Here is an 18,263-nt window from a genome sequence, read left to right as displayed (position 1 = left end):
GGCGTTTTCTATCGCCGTCGCCCGATTCAGAAAAGCGTTCGGAAAGCTGGTCAGCCTGACCAGGAAACCCCCTCCCGCGGCCTGTTTGACCAGCTTTGAACGCGACGCGGCGGGAGCGAACGCGACGGCGTGCGAATGGATGAGAACACTGGAACCATCCTGAAAACGCCGTAGGATCCGCTTCTCACCCCTATACTCAACAGTGAGATGCTCCCTTTCCCGGCGGACTCGACGGGCAGATTCACACGGTGGAAGTCGCAGGTTCGAATCCCGCCGCGCCCAGTTGTCGTTTGATGTCTTTCCCTCCGCGTGCTGCGGAGTTCGCCCCCGGTGAGGGGGGAACAGGTTTTATGGGCGGGGGCGTCCCTCCCGTAACTCTATGGGCCTTCAGGGGAGCCGGCTGACGGCGGCCTGAGCGGCTCGTCCCGCGCCGGCGAGGCGATGTCGGCGGCCTCCGCCGCTGCGGGGGCGCGTGCCGTTTTCCCGCCGGCGTCGCGTCCCGGACCCCTGAAGGATCCGGGACGCCGGCGTCGCCCCCCGCGAGGGCGAACGGGAGAGCCCGCTAATCCGCCGCGACGTCGTAGGCGAACAGCGTGCCCTGGTCGCGGACGTACAGTTTGCCGTTCGCCACGACCGGGTGGGCCCACGCCGGGGAGGAGGTGCGGTCCGGCTGGTCGAACCGGCCTTTCACGATCAGCGTCTCCCGCGACGGTTCGATCAGGAGCAGTTCGCCGCCCTCGGCCCGGAGGTAGATGCGGCCGTCGGCGAGCATCAGGGAGCCCTTGGGGGCGTCGCGATCCCGCCAGAGGACCTCGCCGGTGGCGAAGTCCAGGCAGGTCAGGAAGCCGCCCTCGTTGCCGCCGTTCGCCCCGTACAGGGCTCCGTCAGTCACGACCATGCCGCCGTGGTGGTTCTGCATCGCCCGCGTGAAGTAGACCTCCTCGGCCTGCACGCCGCCGTCCGGCCCCTCCGTCAGCTTCGCGGCGCCGCCGCCGTTGCCGTAGGCGCTGGAGGCGAAGACGAGGCCGTCCTCGTAGAGCGGGGTGGAGCAATTAATTTTGTTCCGGTTGGCCGGGGCCGCGTAGCGCCAGAGCAGCTCGCCGGTGTCGACGTCCACGCCGACGAGGGCGTCCGCGGCGAGCTGGACGACCTGCCGTTCGCCGGCCGCCTCGATCAGGATCGGGGAGGCGTACGCCGCCCCGGAGCTCGGCCCGCCGCGGCCCCGGCGACGCCGGCCGCGGCCGTTGTCGTCGTCCTCCTCCTCGACCGGCTCGGCGGCGGGGGGCGGGGTCGTCCAGACGGTCTCGCCGGTGCTTTTGTCGAGGGCGGCCATCAGCGCCTCCGGGCCGCCGGGGGTGCAGAACACTTTCCCGTCGGCGACCAGCGGGCTCTCGCGGTAGCTCCAGCGGGGGACGACGCCGCCGAAGTCCTCGGTCATGCTGCGTTTCCAGAGGAGTTCTCCGTCGGCGGCGTTCAGGCAGGCGACGGCCCCGCCCATGCCGATGACGTACAACTTCCCGCCGTCGACGGTCGGGGTGCCGCCGGGGCCCTCGCGGGACTGGCGGGCGTCCTGTTCGACCGCGGGGCCCAGCGGGCTGGCCCACAGTTCGCGGCCGTCCTCCTCGGAGAGGGCCCAGACGATCTCCTGTCCGTCGCGGTTGCTCATGCCGTACACCCGGCCGTCGGCGATGGCCGGAGCGGAGTCCCCGCCGCCCAGTCCGTCGGTCCGCCACGCCAGCGGCGGGCCGCCTTCGGGCCATTCCTGAAGCAGTCCGGTCTCCTCGGAGACCGCGTCGCGGTCCGGCCCCTGCCACTGGGGCCAGTCGGACTTCTCGGCCCCGACCGCCGGGGCGGCGAGGCAGAGCAGGGCGGCGAAAACGACGAGGGTTCTCACGGGGGCGATCTCGACGGGAAGGGGCGAAGGGCGGGGAACCGCCGCGGGGTCCGAACTATAGCGGGTTGGCCGCCGTCGCCGCTCCGCAGCGGGCGGAAACGGGGCGGCAGTCGGTCGGGAGGGCACGCGGGAGCGGAGCGGCCAAGGCGGGTCAGGCCTCCTGCTGAGTGGGCCGGTACAGGATCTCGTTCACGTCCACCTCCTCCGGCTGCTCGATCGCGAAGGCGACCGCCCGGGCGAAGGAGTCGGCGGGAATGGCGGCCTGCTCGTAAAAGTCATGCATCCCCTTCCGCGACTCCTCATGGGTGATGTGCGTCGGCAGTTCGGTGTCGACGGCGCCGGGGGAGATCGTCGTCGTCCTCAGGTTGTAGGGCTTCACCTCGCTCCGCAGTCCCTCGGAGATCGCCCGCACGGCGTGCTTGGTGGCGCAATAAACCGCCCCGGCGGGGAGGACTTTATGCCCGGCGACCGACGACACGTTGATGATGTGTCCGGCTTTCCGCTCCTTCATATGCGGCAGGACCGCTGCGATGCCGTAGAGCACGCCTTTCACGTTGACGTCGATCATCGCGTCCCACTCGTCGACCTTCAGAGCCTCCAGCGGCGATTGCTGCATCAGGCCGGCGTTGTTGATCATCACGTCCACGCGACCGAACCGCTCGACGGCGGCGTCCACCAGGCGCTGCACCTGCTCGCGATCGGTGACGTCCGTCCGGACCGCCAGCGCCCTGTCGTCGCCGCCGAGTTCCGCGGCGAGGGCGTCGATCCGCTCTTTTCGGCGGGCCCCCAGGACGACCAGCGCCCCCGCGGAGGCCAGATGGCGGGCGGCCGCTTCGCCGAGGCCGCTGCTGGCCCCGGTGATGACGACGACTTTATGTTCGACGTTGTTGCTCATGGCGGAGGGCTTTTAAGAGAGTCGAAATGATGGGGGCCGAAGCGGCGGACGGCGGGTCACTTGCGGTATTGCTCGTCCGTGACCGGTTCGAGCCATGCGACGGGGCTGCCGTCGACCGCCTCCTGGATCGCCAGGTGCGTCATCGCGGTCTTCGGGGAGGCGCCGTGCCAGTGCTTTACCCCGGGCGGGAACCAGACGACGTCCCCGGGGCGAACTTCTTCGATCGGGCCGCTCTCCTCCTGCACCCAGCCGAGGCCGGCGGTGATGTAGAGGTGCTGGCCGGCGGGGTGCGTGTGCCAGTGGGTGCGGGCGCCGGGCTCGAAGGTGACGCTGGCGATCGAGACCCGCGACGGCTCCTTCGGGGAAGCCAGCGGGTCCAGCCGCACGGCGCCGGTGAAGTACTCCGCCGGCGGCGTGGTCGACTCGTTCGTGCCGACGCGGGCGATCCGGGTCTGGGGCATGTCGCGTTCTCCGTCGGACGCCGTGCGCAGGATCCTCATGGACGCGGAAAGCGTCCTCGAAATCGTCCGGGAGCGCCCGGGGGGCCGCCCGCCGTCGGCCGTGGGGCGAAGACGGGGGAACCGATCCGGCGGGGGGCCGGGCCTCCGGCCTTCAGGCGGTCCGGTGCAGCCAGACCGGGCGGGAGGAGTGCCGCAGCACGAAGCGGGTGACGCTGCCGACGAGAAAGCGGGTGAAGGCGTTGTGGCCCTTGTCCGCCACGACGAGCAGGTCGGCGTCCTGCCCCTCGGCCCGGTCGCAGAGCGTTTCGCCGACGTGATCGGTCTCGGCGACTTCGGTGCGGACGTCGAGGTCCCGATCGCGGAACGGCAACGCGGCCAGTTCAACGGAGATCGCGGCCCGCTCCCGCTCGGCCCGGTAGAGGGCTTCGTAATCGCCGGTCGGGAGCACGCCGGGCCAGTCGGTCGCCGCCCAGTCCGGCGTGACCGGCAACACGAGGCTCAGCAGCGTGACCCGGGTCTGCGGCGGCCAGTCGAAGGCGGCCAAGGCCCGCGCCGCCGCCCGTGACGCGGCGGAGCCGTCGCAGCCGATCAGGAGGCGGGGCGGGCGGTCCGGCAGGCCGGCGTCGCCGCCGGTCGTTGCCCGCTCCGCCTCCGTCGCCGCGGGATCGCCCGTGCCGCGGACGATCAGCGCCGGGCAGTGGGCGTGGGTGGCGATCCGGTCCGAAACGGACCCCAGCAGCGTCCGCTCCACGACGCCGTGACCGACGGCGCCGGCGACGATCAGGTCGGCCCGGAACCGACCGGCGTCGGCGAGGATCTCCTCGGCCGCCGGGCCGAGGCGGACGGCGCTGCTGATCCGCTCCGTGACGTCCGCGAACGCCGTCGCCTCCTCGGCCAGCGCCGCCTGGGCGGCGTCGCGGGTCGCGGCGAACGGCGGCGGCCATTCCTCGTCCAAGTGATCGCTCAGCGGGGTGACGGGCAGTTCGATCGCGTGCAGCAACCGCACCGCCGGCGGTTCCGGGAACGGCAGTCGGGCGAGGAAGCGGGCGGCCCGCTTCGCCGGGGCGGATAGATCCGTCGCCAGCAGCACGCGGGTCGGGGCGGCGGAATCCGAGACGGCATTCATGATCGATCTCGCGGTGGGGACGGCCGGCGGGGAATGCGAACGGCCCGCCGCGTTCTCAATGCAGGCCCCGTGCCGTCGCCGTTCTCCCGGCGGACGCGGGTCCCCGCGCGCTCCTGCGTCCCGCCGGGCGTGCAGTATTGCACGTTCCGGGGCGCAAACCGCGCGCCGGCCGCTCAGTTCGCGGCGGGCGGGGCCAGCGAAACCCCGAGCGGAGCCGCCGCCCCGCCGGCGTTTCGCCGCGATCAGTCGATCCCTGTCAGAGCGTAGTACTCCGTCAGCTCCGCCGCCGGAGCGCGTGGAACGCGCCGGCGGCGGTCCGCTCCTGAAACCGCCGGTGGGCCGGGGAGGGGCAGATCCCGGTCGCGTTCAACGCGTTCCACTGGCAGCCGGTGCGGAGCCGGAAGAAGATCGCGTCCATCGCGGCCGCCGCTTGGGAGAATCAATGACCGCAGCGTACCCGCCCCCCGACGGCGTCTCGACGGAACCGGCGCCGGTCGTGGAGGAGGCCGGCGCCGGCACGGTCGAGCCGCCGCACGTCGCCGTCGGGAAGGCCCGCCGGTTCCGGCCGGCGCACCTGCTGGCGGCGCTCGCGCTGCTCGCCGCCCTCGCCGGCGGGATTTACGTGCACGCCGAGGTCGCCCCCCAATGGCGGGAGGGCAAAACAACCTTCAACGTCTATCGGAACGACGCCGGCGAACTGACGTACCGCTACAGCGGGGAGGAGTTGCCCGTCGGGGAGGTCGTGCCGTACGAATCCTCCCCGCTGCGGGCGGAGGCGCTGGCGTCCCTTGACGGGGAGCCGCCGCTGGACAGCCAGTGGGTCGCGGAGACGACCGGCGAGGGCGACGCCGCGGAGATCCAATACTCGCTGTTGGAGCCGGCCAGGCACTTCGGCCCCTGGTCGCTGCTCCCGGCGGCGATCGCCGTGGGGTTGTGCCTGTTGACGAAGGAGCCGCTCTCGGCGCTGCTCGGCTCGGTGGTCGTCGGGGCGTTCATGCTCGGCCGGTTCGACGTGACGGACGCCGTGCTGCTGCCCAGTTTGGCCAGCAAGAGCGCCGCGACGGTGCTGTTGCTCTATCTCTGGCTGCTGGGCGGGTTGATGGGGATTTGGTCCCGCACCGGGGCGGCGCAGGCGTTCGCGGAGTTTATGACCCGCCGCTTCGTGCGGGGGCCGCGGTCGGCCAAGCTGGTTGCTTGGTTGATGGGCGTGCTGTTCTTTCAGGGGGGCACCGTCAGCGTGGTGCTGGTCGGCACGATCGTGAAGCCGGTCGCCGACCGGGAGCGGGTCAGCCACGAGGAACTGGCGTATATCGTCGACTCCACCGCCTCGCCGATCGCGGCGGTGCTGGCGTTCAACGCCTGGCCGGTCTACGTGCAGGCGTTGATCTTCGTGCCCGGCGTGAGCTTCCTGGCGACCGAGGCCGATCGGATCGCGTTCTTCTTCAAAAGCGTCCCCTTCAGCTTTTACGGCCTGCTCGCCGTCGCCGGCACGTTTTTACTGAGCCTGGACATCACGCGGTTCTCCGGGCGGGGCATCCGGGCGGCGCTGCGGCGGGCCCGGGCCACGGGGCAGTTGGACGCCCCGGGCGTGTCGCCGCTGAGTTCCGGGGAGCTCGCCGCGGCCCGGGTGCCGCCGGGGTATAAGCCGCACGTGTTGGAGTTCTTCCTGCCGTTCGCGCTGCTGGTCGGCGTCGCCGTGGGCACCTTCGTCGCGACCGGCTCGCCGAAGGTGAACTGGGCCTTCGGGGCCGCGTTCTTCGCCGCCGTGCTGACGGCGCTGTTGAAGGGCATGAGTTTAGGAGCGGCGATCGAAGGGATCGGCGACGGATTGAAGGGCGTGGTGCTGGCGTCCGTCGTGTTGCTATTGGCCGTCACCGTGGGGGGGATCAGCCGGGAAGTCGGCGCCGGCGCCTATCTGGTGGAGTCGCTGGGCGAGCAGATCCCGCCCGTGGCCCTGCCGGTGGCGCTGCAACTCCTCACGATGGTGATCGCGTTTTCCACCGGCACGAGCTGGGGCACCTTCGCCGTCGCCTTCCCGCTGGCGATGCCGCTGGCGTGGGAGGTCGCCGGCGCCGGCGAGCTGGCGAACCCGGAGATCTTCCTGTCGATCTGCTTCGCCACCGTGTTGAACGGCAGCGTGTTCGGGGATCAGTGCTCCCCGATCTCCGACACCACGATCCTCAGCGCCATGACCACCGGCTGCGATTTAATGGATCACGTGAAAACGCAGCTCGTCCCCGCCTCCTACGCCGCCGCGACGGCCGCGGCGCTGTGGACCGTTTCGGTGGTCCTGTTCTGCTGACGCCTTCCCGCCGGGCGCTCCCGACACGCTCGAACCGCCTCGTTCGACCGAAGGCCCTCGCTCACGCTTCGGGTTTATATTGTGAGGGCCGATATGGAAAACGGGGGCGTCCGCGGTGCGGACGCCCCCGTCGTTTCGGCCGGTCGAATCGCCGGCGTCAGTCGCCGGCGCCCTCGGACCGCGGGGCCTCGGCGTCGGCCTTCTCCTCGGCCGCTTCCTCAGGGCTTTCGGTGTCCGTTTTGGCGGCCTTCTCGGCCGCGGCTTTCTCGGCCGCGGCTTTCTCGGCCGCGGCTTTTTCCTTCGCCTCTTCCTCCTCAGCCTCGCGGGCCTCCTGCATCGGGTTCTTGTCGGTCTTCTTCTTGAAGAGTTTGAACCGGCTTTCGACGATCTCCCGGGGCAGCATATTGTCGCCGCGGTCGACGTCCGCGGTCTCGCGGTAGGGGTCCAGTTCGACCTTTTCGATCGTCTTTTTCCGCATCAACACCTTGGTGACCTTGTGGTTGTTCGCCCGCCAGATCTCGGCGGGGATGCGCACCTCCTCGGTCGAACCGTCCGCGTAGGTCAGCTTCAGGATCACCGGCATCGGCAGGCCGCCGTCGTTGGTGAGGTCCATCGCGTAGAACTTCGCGTCGTTCTTGAGCAGACGCAGTTGCTCCTCGTCCAAGCCTTCGAGGAACTCTTTGTAGGTCTTGATCTGCTTTTTCGTCGCCTTGAGTTCGTCGTAGGAGTTATAGAAATCCTCCAGCTGCGGGAAGGACTCGATCCGCTTGGGCAGCTCCTCGTTCCGCAGGTCGGAGAGGGTTTTGGGCTCCTCCTCCTTCTCGGCCCGTTCGCGGTTCTCCGTCTCGACGGGGTCGCCGGCGTCCACGGTGTAGACCCGCAGGTTGGAGACGCCCAGGTCGACGTGGGAGGTCGTGTAGAACCAGCCTCGCCAGAACCAGTCCAGGTCCCGGCCGGACGCGTCCTCCATGGTGCGGAAGAAGTCGGCGGGCTCCGGGTGCTTGAACTTCCAGCGGCGGGCGTAGGTCTTGAAGGCTTTGTCGAACAGTTCCCGGCCGAGAACCGTCTCCCGCAGGATGTTCAACGCCGTCGCCGGCTTGGCGTAGGCGTTGGCGCCGAACTGCAGCAGGCTCTCGGAGTTCGTCATGATCGGCACCTGGTTGGTGCTCTTCATATAGGAGGCGATGTCCTCCGGCCGACCGCGGCGGGAGGGGTAGTCGTCCTCCCACTCCTGCTCCGAGAGGTATTGCAGGAAGGTGTTCAGGCCCTCGTCCATCCAGGTCCAGCGGCGTTCGTCGCTGTTGACGATCATCGGGAACCAATTGTGCCCGACCTCATGGATGACCACGGAGATTAAAAAGTACTTCGTGCGGGCGGTGTAGGTGCCGTCCTCCTCCGGCTTCGGGCCGTTCCAGCAGATCATCGGGTACTCCATCCCCCCGCCGACGACCCCGTACACGCTGATCGCGTTGGGGTAGGGGTAGGGGAAGGTGAACTTGCTGTAGACCTCGATGCAGTGGGCGATCGCCTGGGTGCTGTACTGGCTCCACAGCGGCTCGCACTCGATCGGATAGAGGCTCTGGCACATGGTGAAGTGCTCGCCGCTTTCGGAGTCTTCGTCCGGCACGGTGTTGCCCCAGGCGTCCCAGATGAACGCGCGGCTGGCGGTGAAGGCGAAGTCGCGGACGTTCTCCGCTTTCCAACGCCAGGACTTCGTGCCGCCGCCCTCGTTGCGGGTTTTGCGGGCCTCCTCGGACTCGGTCGGGGTGACGATGAAGACGGGCGCCTCGGAGGTCTTCGCCGTCTCCAGCCGGTCGCGCTGGGTTTGGGTGAGGCACTCCGCGGGGTTCTGGAGCACGCCGGTGGCGGAGACGATCAAATCGGCGGGGCAGGTGATCGTCACGTCGTAATCGCCCAGCTCCAGGGCGAACTCGCCGCGGCCGTAATACTGTTTGTGCTGCCAGCCGACGGCGTCGCCGTAGACGCACATGCGGGGAAACCACTGGGCGACGCAGAACAGTTCGTTGCCGTCGTCCAGCGGCTCGTAGCCGGTGCGGCCGTAGACTTCGTCGCTGTTGTTCAGCGTGTAATGCCACTTCACATGAAAGGTGTAGCTCGCCCCCGGCTCCAGCGGCTTCGGCAGGTCGACGCGCATCATCGTGTCGACGATCGTGTGCGGCAGGTCGGCGCCGTCGCCGCCGCGGGGGCCGACGCCGACGTCGTCGATCTTAAATCCGCCGTCGAACGTCTCCGCGGCGAGCATCTGCTTGAGCGCGTCGAAGGACATGTCCTCGAACTCGTCCGGCCCGGTCGCGGTGCGGCGGGCGAGGCTGTCCGGGGTGAACAGGTTCGCGTCGAGCTGCAACCACAGGTATTCCAGCCGGTCCGGGCTGTTGTTGTGATAGACGATCGTCTCGGCGCCGGTGAGGGTGTGCTCCTCCTCGTTCAGCGTGACGGCGATGTCGTAGTCGGCCCGCTGCTGCCAGTATTCGTGCCCCGGGGCGCCGCTGGCGGTGCGGTAGTCGTTGGGGGTGGGCAGGATCTCCGTCAGTTCGCGGAAGACGTCCGCCTGGCCGTACTTGGCGTTGTCGGGGATCGGGCCGTTGTCTTTCGTGGGCGAGAGTTGCCCGAAGGCCGGGGCCGCGGCCAGCAGGGCCGCGGCGGAGAGAAGCAACGTACGAGTCATCAGCAGGCGATTTCAGCGGCGGGACGACGGCCGGGGCGCGCGGGCGACGCCCCGGGGGAAGGCGGAACGACTGTAGCGGCGAGGGTAGCCGGGGAAACCGGGGGGGCTCAACCGGGAGCCCCCTCAGGCGATACGCTCCTCGCCGCTCCTCCGTTGGACCGTCGTCGAATCGTCGATGGGCCGTCGCCGGCGGACGATCCGGCGGCGGAGCTCATTCGCCGTCGTGCAGGGGGATGAGCACGATGTCTTTATATTCGATCGGCGCCCCCTCGCTTTGGAGGCAGACGCTGCCCTCGGTCACGCTGCTGTCGAAGCCGTAGTTCACCAACCGGCCGTTCACCAGCACGGTGATCGTGGCGTCGCGGCAGATGACGGTCATCTCGTTCCACTCGCCGGCCGGGTTCTCGGCGCCGTCGACGAAGTTCAGGTGGCGGCGGCCCCGCACCATGTCCTCGTAGCCGGGAACGCCCTCCAGGGGGATCTTGATCTCGCTGCCGATCACCCAGAAGTCGCCGGCGTTCTCGTGGGCGAGCTGCACCTCCTGGCACTTCGGCCACACGCCCAGGGCGTTCGGCGTGGTCGCGTGCACCAGCACGCCGTTGTTGCCGGGGTTGCCGGTCCAGCGCCACTTGACGGACAGCTTGTAGTTCTTGAAGGACCGCTCCGTCTTGATATAGCCGCTCGGCCGGCCGGTGCAGCTCAGGACGCCGTCCTTGGCGCTCCAGACGGTCGCCGGGTCGACGTCGTCGTTGGAGAGCACCGGGGTCCAGCCGCTCAGGCTGGAGCCGTCGAACAGTGCGATCGGTTCGGCGTCGTGATGCTCCGCGAAACCGGGCGTGCAGAGCAGGGCGAGCGTGAGGGCGGCGGACATCGGGCGAGCTCGGGCGAGACGGAACGGGAATCGTCCGCCAGTGGACCGGGCCGCGTCGCGCGGCGTCAAGCGGGGCCGACGCGGACGCCCGGGGGCGCCCCGGGACGGGAAGCGCCCTATTTCGCGGCCGGCGGGACGGCCTTCGCCGGATCCGTCTTCGCGTCGGCGGTCTTCTTGTCGTCGGCGGCCGCGCCCTTTGGGGGCTCCTGCGGGGGCGGGGCGGCGGCGGTTTCGGCGGGGGGCGGGGCGGCCTTGAGAGCGTCGTCCTTCGGCTTGTCCTCCTGGGCCGGCGTCTTGTCGTCGGCTTTGTCGGCGGGCGCCTCCGCGGAGGCCAGCTTCACGTCGTCGGCCCCCGGCGCGACCGGCTCCGGCACGACCGGTTCCGGCGGGGGAGGATCGAAGCCGTACACCCGGGGTTCGTTGTAGTTCTGCAACTGGGCGATCGGATCGAACTCGGCGTCGTCGTCCCTCCGACGCAGCCAATCCGGCACGATGGACACCTTCTCGCCGGCGAACCGGGTGCCGTCGTAGATCTGACCCTTCTCGAACGGCCCGGCGCCCAGCAGCCAGGTGTGGGAGGCCTCGGAGTCGGCGGCGGCCTCGCCGCTTTGCCAGACGATCTCCCGCCGCTCCCGGTGGTAGGCGAACAGCCGCAGCTTCGTGGCGGCGTGCTCCTGGGACTGCTTGGCGATCGACATTTCCGGGATCGCGGGCAGCGGCGGGCTGTTCGGCACGAGCGTGGCGGCGGAGGAGAGCAGCGAGTTCGCCGGCATGCCGTACACCACTTCGTGGGAGTCGGTGCCCACCGCCCCGGCCCGGGCCTCCACGACGAACTCCGCCTCCGCCTCCTTCTCCTCCAGCTTCGCCCCAGCGGCCATGAACTGCTGGCGGAGCGAACCGATCAGGTAGTTCTGGGCGCCCACGCCGATCCCGTCCAGCTTCTTGTGCTCCAGCAGCTTGGTGTCCAGGTACACGGAGCGTCCCTCGAACGGGGACAGGTCCAGCTGGGCGACGGCCCGGTCGATGCTGTCGGCGGTGAGCAGTTGCTCCGTGGCCTCGCGGGCGATCGTTTTGCCGCAGCCGGTCAACCCGACGACGGCCGCCGCGGCGCACAGCAGCGCCGCGACGCGGAAGAGCCGGCGCGGGGGCGTGACGAAGCGGATGGCGAGGCGGGGGCGAGGGCGGCAGACTAGGCGGTCGGCCGCCGGAACCGGCGGGTCGATTTGCCGCGTGGGGCGGCGGGGCGGTCGGCGGATCGGGGAAACCCGGCTGTCGTCCGTCGGGAGGGAGGCCGGTGCTAGCACATCGCCGATTCCTCGCCAATGCCCGCGCGCGACGCTTCGCCCGATTCCGCCGCGCCGCGACCTTGCCCACTGTTCTCCAACCCCGGACCGCCCGGATGCCTTCCTCGCCTCCTGCCGTCCGCACGCTCGGCGGACGCCCCCGCGCCAGCTCCCGCGACGATCGCCCCCGCGACGACGCCCGGACGCCCGGTCGTGCCGACTCCGGGCCGGACCGGGCCGCGGAGGACCCGCCCCCCCGGTCCGAGACGCCGCGGGGCGACGCAACGGCGACCTCGGAACCGACGGCGACTTCGGAACCGCAGCAGGACGCCCGCGGGGACGCCGCCGGCGCCGACGATCCGTGGGAGGCGCTGGCGTTGGCGGCGGTGCGGACGGTCGTGAGGGCCGTCCGGGCGGCGGACGACGGGTGGGCGGCGAAACTGGCCCGCGTCGCGGCCGACCCGGGCGTTCGCGGGGCGCTGAACGAACTGGCCGACGCCGCCCGCCGGGCCGGCGCCGCGTCCGCCCCCGCAGGGGCGGAGGACAAACCGGCGGACCGCAAACCGACCGACGACCCGGCCGCGGACAGGCGTTCCTCGAACCGAGCGTCCGCGGACGGGCGTTCGGACGGCCATGCCGTTTCGCCGTCGGCGTTCGCCCGGGTGGCGGCGCCCGCCCCCGTTCCGCCGCCCGAGCCGGCCGCCCGATCGGCCGCGAAGCCGTCGTCGGACGGGCGTTCGTCCTCGCCGCCGGAGCCGCGGGCGTCGCTCGACGAGATTCAGGAACGCCTCACGCTGGGCGCGAGCCCCTCGAGCGACGCCGCGGGGGGCGCCGCGGCGGCGCCGACGGCGGCTCTGGACGACGGCTCCACGTTGCAGTCCGAAGACGTGCGCGGGCTGGTGCGGATTCCGGACCGCTGCCGCACGAAGGCGCACGCCCTGCGGTGGGCGGCGGACCGGCTCGCCGCGGGCGCGGAGACCGGCCCGCTGCGGAGCCGGCGGGAGGCGCTGGAGGCGGCCGCCGACCCCGGCGACGCCCTGTGGCCGCTGATCGAACCGGCCCCGCCCGGCTCCGCCCCGGCGGACTACGTCCGCACCGCGGCGGTGTTCGAAGTGCTCGCCGAAGCCGCCCTGCTGTTGGACGCGGCGCTGGAGCGCTACCTCTCCGCCGTCGAGGGCGACGCCGCCGCGGCCCAGCGCGGGGAGGAACTGGAGCACCTGAAAACGGCGCTGGACCTCACCGCGGAGGCCCAGTCGATGGCGTTGATCGCCGTGCGCAACCTGCGGGAGAAGCCGGACCGCGATCAGGTAGCGGTCTATAAAACGATCCGGGACATCTCCGACGCCCGCACCGGGATCGCTTATTTTATCCGCAATTATCTGCGGGAGGGCAGCCACGCCGATCCCGGCGATCACGCGGACCTGGCGTCGCGGATCAGCGCCGCGGCCGCGGCCCGGGGGCGGGGGAAGGCGGAGCGGGAGGCGTTCAAGAAGTTCACCCACGCGGCCGCCAAGGCCGCGGAGCACGCCGCCGACGAAACGCCGGACCGCTTCGATTATCACGCCGGGCGGATGGGCAAGTTCGCCGCCCGGCTGCTGGCGTTGGGCGTGCCGGCCAGCGACGTGCGATTCCGCGACGCCGTCCCGGAGGACCTCGCCCCGCTGCGGGCCGCCGCCCGGCGTTTGGCCGACGCCAGCCCGGACGACGTCGACCCGCACGAGGCCGCGGACGCCGCCGAGTCGGAATCGGGCTCCGTCGATTCCCCCGAAGTGCGGGCCGCGGCGCTCGCCCGGGTGCTGGAATACCTGCCCGACCCGGCGGAGGAGGAGGACGAGGAGGAGGACGACGCCCCCCCGGCGCCCCGCTACGCCGACAGCGTCGACGCCGCCCTTGCCCGGGCCGCAGAGGAGTTCCCGCAGGCGCTGGCCTTCGCGTTCAATTCGAAAAGCGTGCGGGAGGGCTACCCGTACCAGCGTCCCGACCGGGTATATCTAGGCCTGAAGTTTCTCGCCACGACCCTGCGGGACGCCCTCGCCGGCCGGGCGCCCTGCCCGGACCTGGACGCGGAGTGCGTGCGGCAGTGCGGCCTGCATTACAGCCCGAACCAGTCCCCCAGCACGATGGGACAGTTCCCGGAGGACTACCGCACCGTCTGGGGCGGGGAGGAGGTGCCGCTGACCCGGCACCTGCGGGGCGGGAACAACAAGGACCCGCGGCTGTCGATCCGGCTGGCGTTTCATTACGACCGGGCCGCGGACACGATCGTCGTCGGCTACCTCGGCCAGCACCAACGCACCCGGGCCACCTGACCCGGTTCCGGGCCGCCTGCGGCTCGGCCAACGGGGTCGATCCGAAAGTGCGTGCGGGGCGTTCCCGAGGCCGTTATGGTGGCCGTTCCCGCCGCGGAGCCCTCGCCCGACCGCACCCCCTGCCTTCCACTCGACTGCGAGCCATGTCCGATCGTCGCACGTTTCTGTCCACCGCCGCCGCCGCCGGGGCGGCCCTCGGCGTCACCCCGCTGGCCGGGGCCCATGTCCAGGAGGGCGGACCGGTGAAGGTCGCCCTGGTGGGCTGCGGCGGCCGCGGCACCGGCGCCGCCGCCCAGGCCCTGCGGGCCGAGCCGAACGCCGTGCTCGTCGGCGTCGCCGACCCGTTCCAGGACAAGATCGACCGCTGCCTGAAGGGCTTGGCGGTCTCCGACGTCGCCGACCGGGTGAAGGTCACCCCGGAGACCGCGTTCCTCGGGCTGGACGGCTATAAGAAGCTGATCGCCATGCAGCCGGACGTGATGCTGCTGGCGACCCCCACCTATTATCGGCCGGAGCACCTCGAAGCCTGCGTGGACGCCGGCATCCACACCTTCTTCGAGAAGCCCGTCGCCGTCGACGCCCCCGGCGTCCGCCGCGTGCTGGATACGATCCAAAAGGCCAAGGAAACCAACGTCGGCCTGCTGGGCGGCCTCTGCTGGCGGTACGACACCCGGATGGTCGACCTTGTCAACCGGCTGCAGGACGGGGCGATCGGCGACTTCGTCGTCCTCGATTCGATCCGGCACAGCGGCTACGAACGCACCCTCCCCAAGCGGGACGAGTGGAGCGACACGGAGTGGAAGCTCCGCAGCTGGTATAACCTCAACTGGCTCTCCGGCGACTTTATCGTGGAGCAGTTCGTCCACGACGTCGACATGCTCTGCTGGGCGAAGGGCGAGTACCCCAAAAGCTGCATCGCCACCGGCGGGCGGATTAACCGCGTCGGCGAGGCGAACGGCAACATCTACGATCACTTCGCCTGCGTCTATTCCTTCGAGGACGGCGTGAACATGCACGCCACCACCCGGCAGCAGCCCGGCACGCCCAATAAATACCGCAACCTCGTGTTCGGGACGAAGGGCTCCTCGGACATGATGAAGTTCCAGATCACCGGCGAGAACCGCTACCGCAACCGCGACCGCAACGTCACGCAGATGCACCAGGCGGAGCACGACGTGTTCTTCGAAGCCCTGCGGAAGGGCGAGACGCCCAACGACGTTGAATATATGGCCCTCTCCACCCTCTGCGGCATCCTCGGCCGCGAGGCCGCCTACACCGGCGAGGAGATCAGCTGGGAGCAGATGCTCACCAGCAACAAACAGTACGGCCCGGACACCGTCTCCAGCATGGATCAGCAACTGGAAGTCGGCCCCACGCCGGTGCCCGGCAAGACGCGCTTCGCCTGACCGACCGCCCCGCCGGTTGGACGAGTCGTCCCACGAACGCCCCGCCCCGGCCCCGGCCGCGGCGGGGCGTCGCGTCGACGCTCCGGGGCCCGTCCCCGTTCGGATCGCCCTCATGTCCGCCCCGCTGCTGCCGTTCGCCGTTCTGCTGCTCGCCGCCGGGCCGGGGGGCGAACCCTCCGCCGGGTGGGACCAGTGGCGCGGCCCCACCCGCGACGGCCGCACCGCCGTCACGCTGCCGACGGCGCTGGACGAGGCGACGGTGAAGGAGTTGTGGCGGGCCCCGCTGGGGGCAAGCTACTCCGGCCCGGTGCTCGGCCCCGACGGAAAGGGCGGCGCCCGGGTTTATACCACCGAAGCCGTCGGCGACACGTTTGAGGCCGCCAAAGCGTTCGACGCCGCCACCGGCGAATTGCTGTGGGAGACCCAGTGGAAAGGGTTCCTCAGCGTGCCGTTCTTCGCCAACCCGAAGGCGATTTGGTAACACTCTGCGTCGGCGTGCCCTTTCGCGGGCGGCCCCGGCGGCCCGGCTTGGGACGGGCACCGTCGGAGGCCTTGAGCAGGTCGCGTTGCAGCGAGGCCCCGAGGGGCTGGTGACCCGGCGTGCCCCCTGTCTCGGCGGTGGCGTCCATCAGCAGGCCGCGGAGGTGGAATCTCCACCGCTTCGGCCGGCGGGGCTTCTGTCCGGGGATCGGCTCGACGTACACCCCGGCGGGGTTCCCGTCCGGCGTCCTCCCGACGAACACCATCTCGACCAGGGCGCGGCGGTCCTCCGGCGAGAGGGCTTCGAAGTCGTAGGCGGCCTTGTGCTGGACCATGCGGCGGCGGGCACTCACCACCCCCACGCGGGCACCCCAGGCGTCGCACGCGGCCTCGGCGGCGGCTCGGACCCCGTCCGGGTTGGGCACCGCGGTGAGTTGGCGGTTCACCGCGTTCAGCTCCTCCCGCAGTTTGGCCTCGTCCGCGTTCGCTTTGTCCAGCCGGGCCGCGGCCTGCTCTTCGGTCACTTTGTCGTCGAGGATCAGTTTCAGCACCCGGTCGCGTCCGGCGTTGAGCTTCGTCAGTCGTTTGTTCAGGCGATCGGCCCGGGCTCGCAGGTCCGCGGCTCCGTCGGGGTCCGGCTGGGCCTTTTCGATGGCCCGCTGCACCATCGCGGGGTTCCCGAACAGGTCGAACAGTTCGCGTATAACCGCGGCCTCTAAGTCGTCTCCGCGAACGTGCGGGCGGGGGCGGAGGGGGCATTTCTTCGCGTTGTCGCGGACCCCGTGGCGGTAGTACCGCGGCCCTCCCGGCGTGCGGGCTCCGATGCCCGTCAGGGCGAATCCGCATTCGGCGCAGAACACCATGCTGGATAGGAGGTAGGCTTCTCCGGTCCCGCGGGCGGCGTAGGTGCGACCGCGTACGGCCCGCTCCCGCACGGCCCGGATGGTCTCCTCCGGTAGCAGGCGGGGCACGGGGGTCTGCACCGTCTCGTCAATGCCAAAGTCCGTCAGTTTGAACGACTGCTCCCAGGTGTCCCCGCACTTGTGGGCGAGGGTCTTGTAGAGGTTCGCGTCCCCGCGGCCGTATTCCTCGGCGAGGGCTTGTATGGAGGCTCCGGCCAAGTAGCGGGCCGCTACGTCTTCGATCATCGCCTGCTTCTCGGGGTCCACTCCCCAAGTCTCTGTCTTCTTGTCGAAGGTGCGGCCGAACGGAAGCTTGCCGCAGGTCGGCACCCCGCGTTTAGCACGGTGGATGCGGGACTCAATGCTCTTCTTCCGCTGCACGGCGGCCTGGTGTTCGAGCACCGAAAGTTGAATCGACGCGGACAGTGCGTTCCCGGGGTCGTGCGGGTCTACCTCGGTCGTGCCCTCGAAGAACCTCACTCCCAACTTCTTCAGCTTGCGGATGTTCGGCAGGCCGGTGGCACTGTCCCGGCTCCACCGGGACAGGTCACTCACTATCACCGCGTCTAGCCGACCGGCCTCGGCGTCCGCCATCAGGCGGTCCAGTTCGGCCCGTTCCCATCCCGGCGTCGCGTGCTCCTGTCCGTCGTACCATTCGACCACCGTGCCGCCCAGGGCGGCGGCATTCCGCTCGCTAGTCTGCCTCTGTACCGGCAGGCTCTCGCCCTTCGACTCTTGGCGTTCACTGCTGACGCGGACGAGCGCGCCAATGCGGAGCTTCTTTTCGGTAGCCACGTCCCGACCTGTAGCCCGACCAGGAAGGGGAAAAGCGGCGGGCGGGTCCCGGTCGGGGTGGGACCCGCCACCGCCCGGAGATCAGGCCGGTCGGCTGCCGCGGTGGCGATGGTCACGTCGCCGCGGCTCCTGCGCTACGCAGAATCACCGCCCCAACCCTCGAGAAGTGCTGCCCGCTCAGCCGCGGAGAGCAGGCTTGCCCAGCGCGGACTGAACTCAAACGGGGAGCCGGGCTCCGGTGCCACATTGATCCCGACATCCAGAAGCTGCCTCACGGCGGCTCTCTCTAATAAGTTCCCGACAGCCCCGGTCTCCTCATATTCCTTTTGTTTGTGGGTGGCCCAGATAACGTCAGCGATCCATTCGTCGTGCCGAACGTCCCACTCGTCCATATGGAATCGACAGTCGCCGTGGCGGCTTCGAAAGTCGATGACTTCCGGATGAGGGTGTAAGGGGAACGTCGAGACGCGCTGGCCGCGGTAAGACAGGTGGAGAAAATACACGCCTTGCTTCACCGCTTCTGCGATCAGTTCCCGCAGGGCACCAGAAAAGCCCTCATCTTGGAGACTGCTGTACGAAGGGGCGCGATCAGGGTGCCCGAGTTGCAGCGGTTGATAGTCCCGGATCAGAAAGCCGTACCCTTCGAAGTTGAAGCGGTTTACGCTCTGTAGATGGTCGCATTCCCCGCGGCAGCGGGCCAGCAGGACGCGATCCCTTGGGGTGAGATGGTTCAGGCTGAGATTCCACGTAACGAGCGGTTCGAGGTCGCCGCGGAGGCTGTTGGCAGACTCAAATACAATGCTCATCTTGATGCTCTGGCGTCGGGGAAATGGTGAAGGTTGAAAAGTCGAAA

General features: G+C 70.0%; 13 protein-coding genes and 1 pseudogene. 4 read left to right on the top strand and 10 right to left on the bottom strand.

Translation table 11 applies throughout. The annotated features are described in order from the left end of the window. Positions 1-562: 562 nt before the first annotated feature. From ACG2DA_RS04745 to ACG2DA_RS04725, 5 genes and pseudogenes are all read right to left on the bottom strand, one after another. Positions 563-1,894, bottom strand: coding sequence for a PQQ-binding-like beta-propeller repeat protein (locus ACG2DA_RS04745; RefSeq protein WP_395254325.1), 1,332 nt, complete (start codon positions 1,892-1,894; stop codon positions 563-565). A 151-nt stretch (positions 1,895-2,045) separates the two neighbouring features. Beyond that, a complete protein-coding gene (locus ACG2DA_RS04740; protein WP_395254324.1) occupies positions 2,046-2,789 on the bottom strand; it encodes an SDR family oxidoreductase in 744 nt (247 codons plus the stop codon). Between the two features lie 56 nt (positions 2,790-2,845). After that, a complete protein-coding gene (locus ACG2DA_RS04735; protein ID WP_395254323.1) occupies positions 2,846-3,250 on the bottom strand; it encodes a cupin domain-containing protein in 405 nt (134 codons plus the stop codon). 151 nt (positions 3,251-3,401) lie between these two features. Beyond that, positions 3,402-4,376 (bottom strand): universal stress protein, encoded by a 975-nt coding sequence (locus ACG2DA_RS04730; protein WP_395254322.1) that lies wholly within the window; start codon positions 4,374-4,376, stop codon positions 3,402-3,404. 298 nt (positions 4,377-4,674) lie between these two features. Continuing rightward, positions 4,675-4,800: pseudogene (locus ACG2DA_RS04725) on the bottom strand (IS5/IS1182 family transposase); the annotation flags it as partial. Between the two features lie 18 nt (positions 4,801-4,818). On the opposite strand from ACG2DA_RS04725, the gene ACG2DA_RS04720 reads away from it, so the two are divergent. After that, the gene (locus ACG2DA_RS04720) at positions 4,819-6,678 is read left to right on the top strand and encodes a Na+/H+ antiporter NhaC family protein (protein ID WP_395254321.1); all 1,860 of its coding nucleotides are present in this window, start codon (positions 4,819-4,821) and stop codon (positions 6,676-6,678) included. 157 nt (positions 6,679-6,835) lie between these two features. On the opposite strand, the gene ACG2DA_RS04715 is transcribed toward ACG2DA_RS04720, so the two are convergent. The 3 genes from ACG2DA_RS04715 to ACG2DA_RS04705 form a co-directional block, all read right to left on the bottom strand. Next, the gene (locus tag ACG2DA_RS04715; protein WP_395254320.1) at positions 6,836-9,364 is read right to left on the bottom strand and encodes a M1 family metallopeptidase; all 2,529 of its coding nucleotides are present in this window, start codon (positions 9,362-9,364) and stop codon (positions 6,836-6,838) included. Between the two features lie 211 nt (positions 9,365-9,575). Further along, the gene (locus tag ACG2DA_RS04710; protein WP_395254319.1) at positions 9,576-10,235 is read right to left on the bottom strand and encodes a DUF1080 domain-containing protein; all 660 of its coding nucleotides are present in this window, start codon (positions 10,233-10,235) and stop codon (positions 9,576-9,578) included. Positions 10,236-10,351: 116 nt separating this feature from the next. Next, complete coding sequence (locus ACG2DA_RS04705; RefSeq protein WP_395254318.1) at positions 10,352-11,539, bottom strand: DUF6655 family protein; 1,188 nt, start codon at positions 11,537-11,539, stop codon at positions 10,352-10,354. A gap of 95 nt (positions 11,540-11,634) precedes the next feature. Here ACG2DA_RS04705 and ACG2DA_RS04700 point away from each other — a divergent pair, with 95 nt between their 5' ends. The 3 genes from ACG2DA_RS04700 to ACG2DA_RS04690 all read left to right on the top strand — a co-directional run bounded on the left by ACG2DA_RS04700 (position 11,635) and on the right by ACG2DA_RS04690 (position 15,714). Beyond that, positions 11,635-13,827, top strand: coding sequence for a hypothetical protein (locus ACG2DA_RS04700; protein WP_395254317.1), 2,193 nt, complete (start codon positions 11,635-11,637; stop codon positions 13,825-13,827). Positions 13,828-13,970: 143 nt separating this feature from the next. Continuing rightward, positions 13,971-15,233 (top strand): Gfo/Idh/MocA family protein, encoded by a 1,263-nt coding sequence (locus ACG2DA_RS04695; protein ID WP_395254316.1) that lies wholly within the window; start codon positions 13,971-13,973, stop codon positions 15,231-15,233. 112 nt (positions 15,234-15,345) lie between these two features. After that, on the top strand, positions 15,346-15,714 hold the full coding sequence (locus tag ACG2DA_RS04690) for a hypothetical protein (RefSeq protein WP_395254315.1): 369 nt from the start codon (positions 15,346-15,348) through the stop codon (positions 15,712-15,714). On the opposite strand, the gene ACG2DA_RS04685 is transcribed toward ACG2DA_RS04690, so the two are convergent. After that, positions 15,674-17,410 carry a recombinase family protein gene (locus ACG2DA_RS04685; protein ID WP_395254314.1) on the bottom strand — a complete coding sequence of 579 codons (1,737 nt, stop codon included), beginning with the start codon at positions 17,408-17,410 and terminating at the stop codon, positions 15,674-15,676. The two genes, ACG2DA_RS04690 and ACG2DA_RS04685, sit on opposite strands and share 41 nt — an antisense overlap. Before the next feature lie 134 nt (positions 17,411-17,544). Continuing rightward, on the bottom strand, positions 17,545-18,216 hold the full coding sequence (locus ACG2DA_RS04680) for a hypothetical protein (protein ID WP_395254313.1): 672 nt from the start codon (positions 18,214-18,216) through the stop codon (positions 17,545-17,547). Positions 18,217-18,263 lie beyond the last annotated feature (47 nt).

Source organism: Alienimonas sp. DA493 (genome assembly GCF_043951915.1).
Classification (GTDB): domain Bacteria; phylum Planctomycetota; class Planctomycetia; order Planctomycetales; family Planctomycetaceae; genus Alienimonas.
Note: the sequence above shows the minus strand (reverse complement) of the source record. Positions and strands in the feature narration are given on the sequence as shown.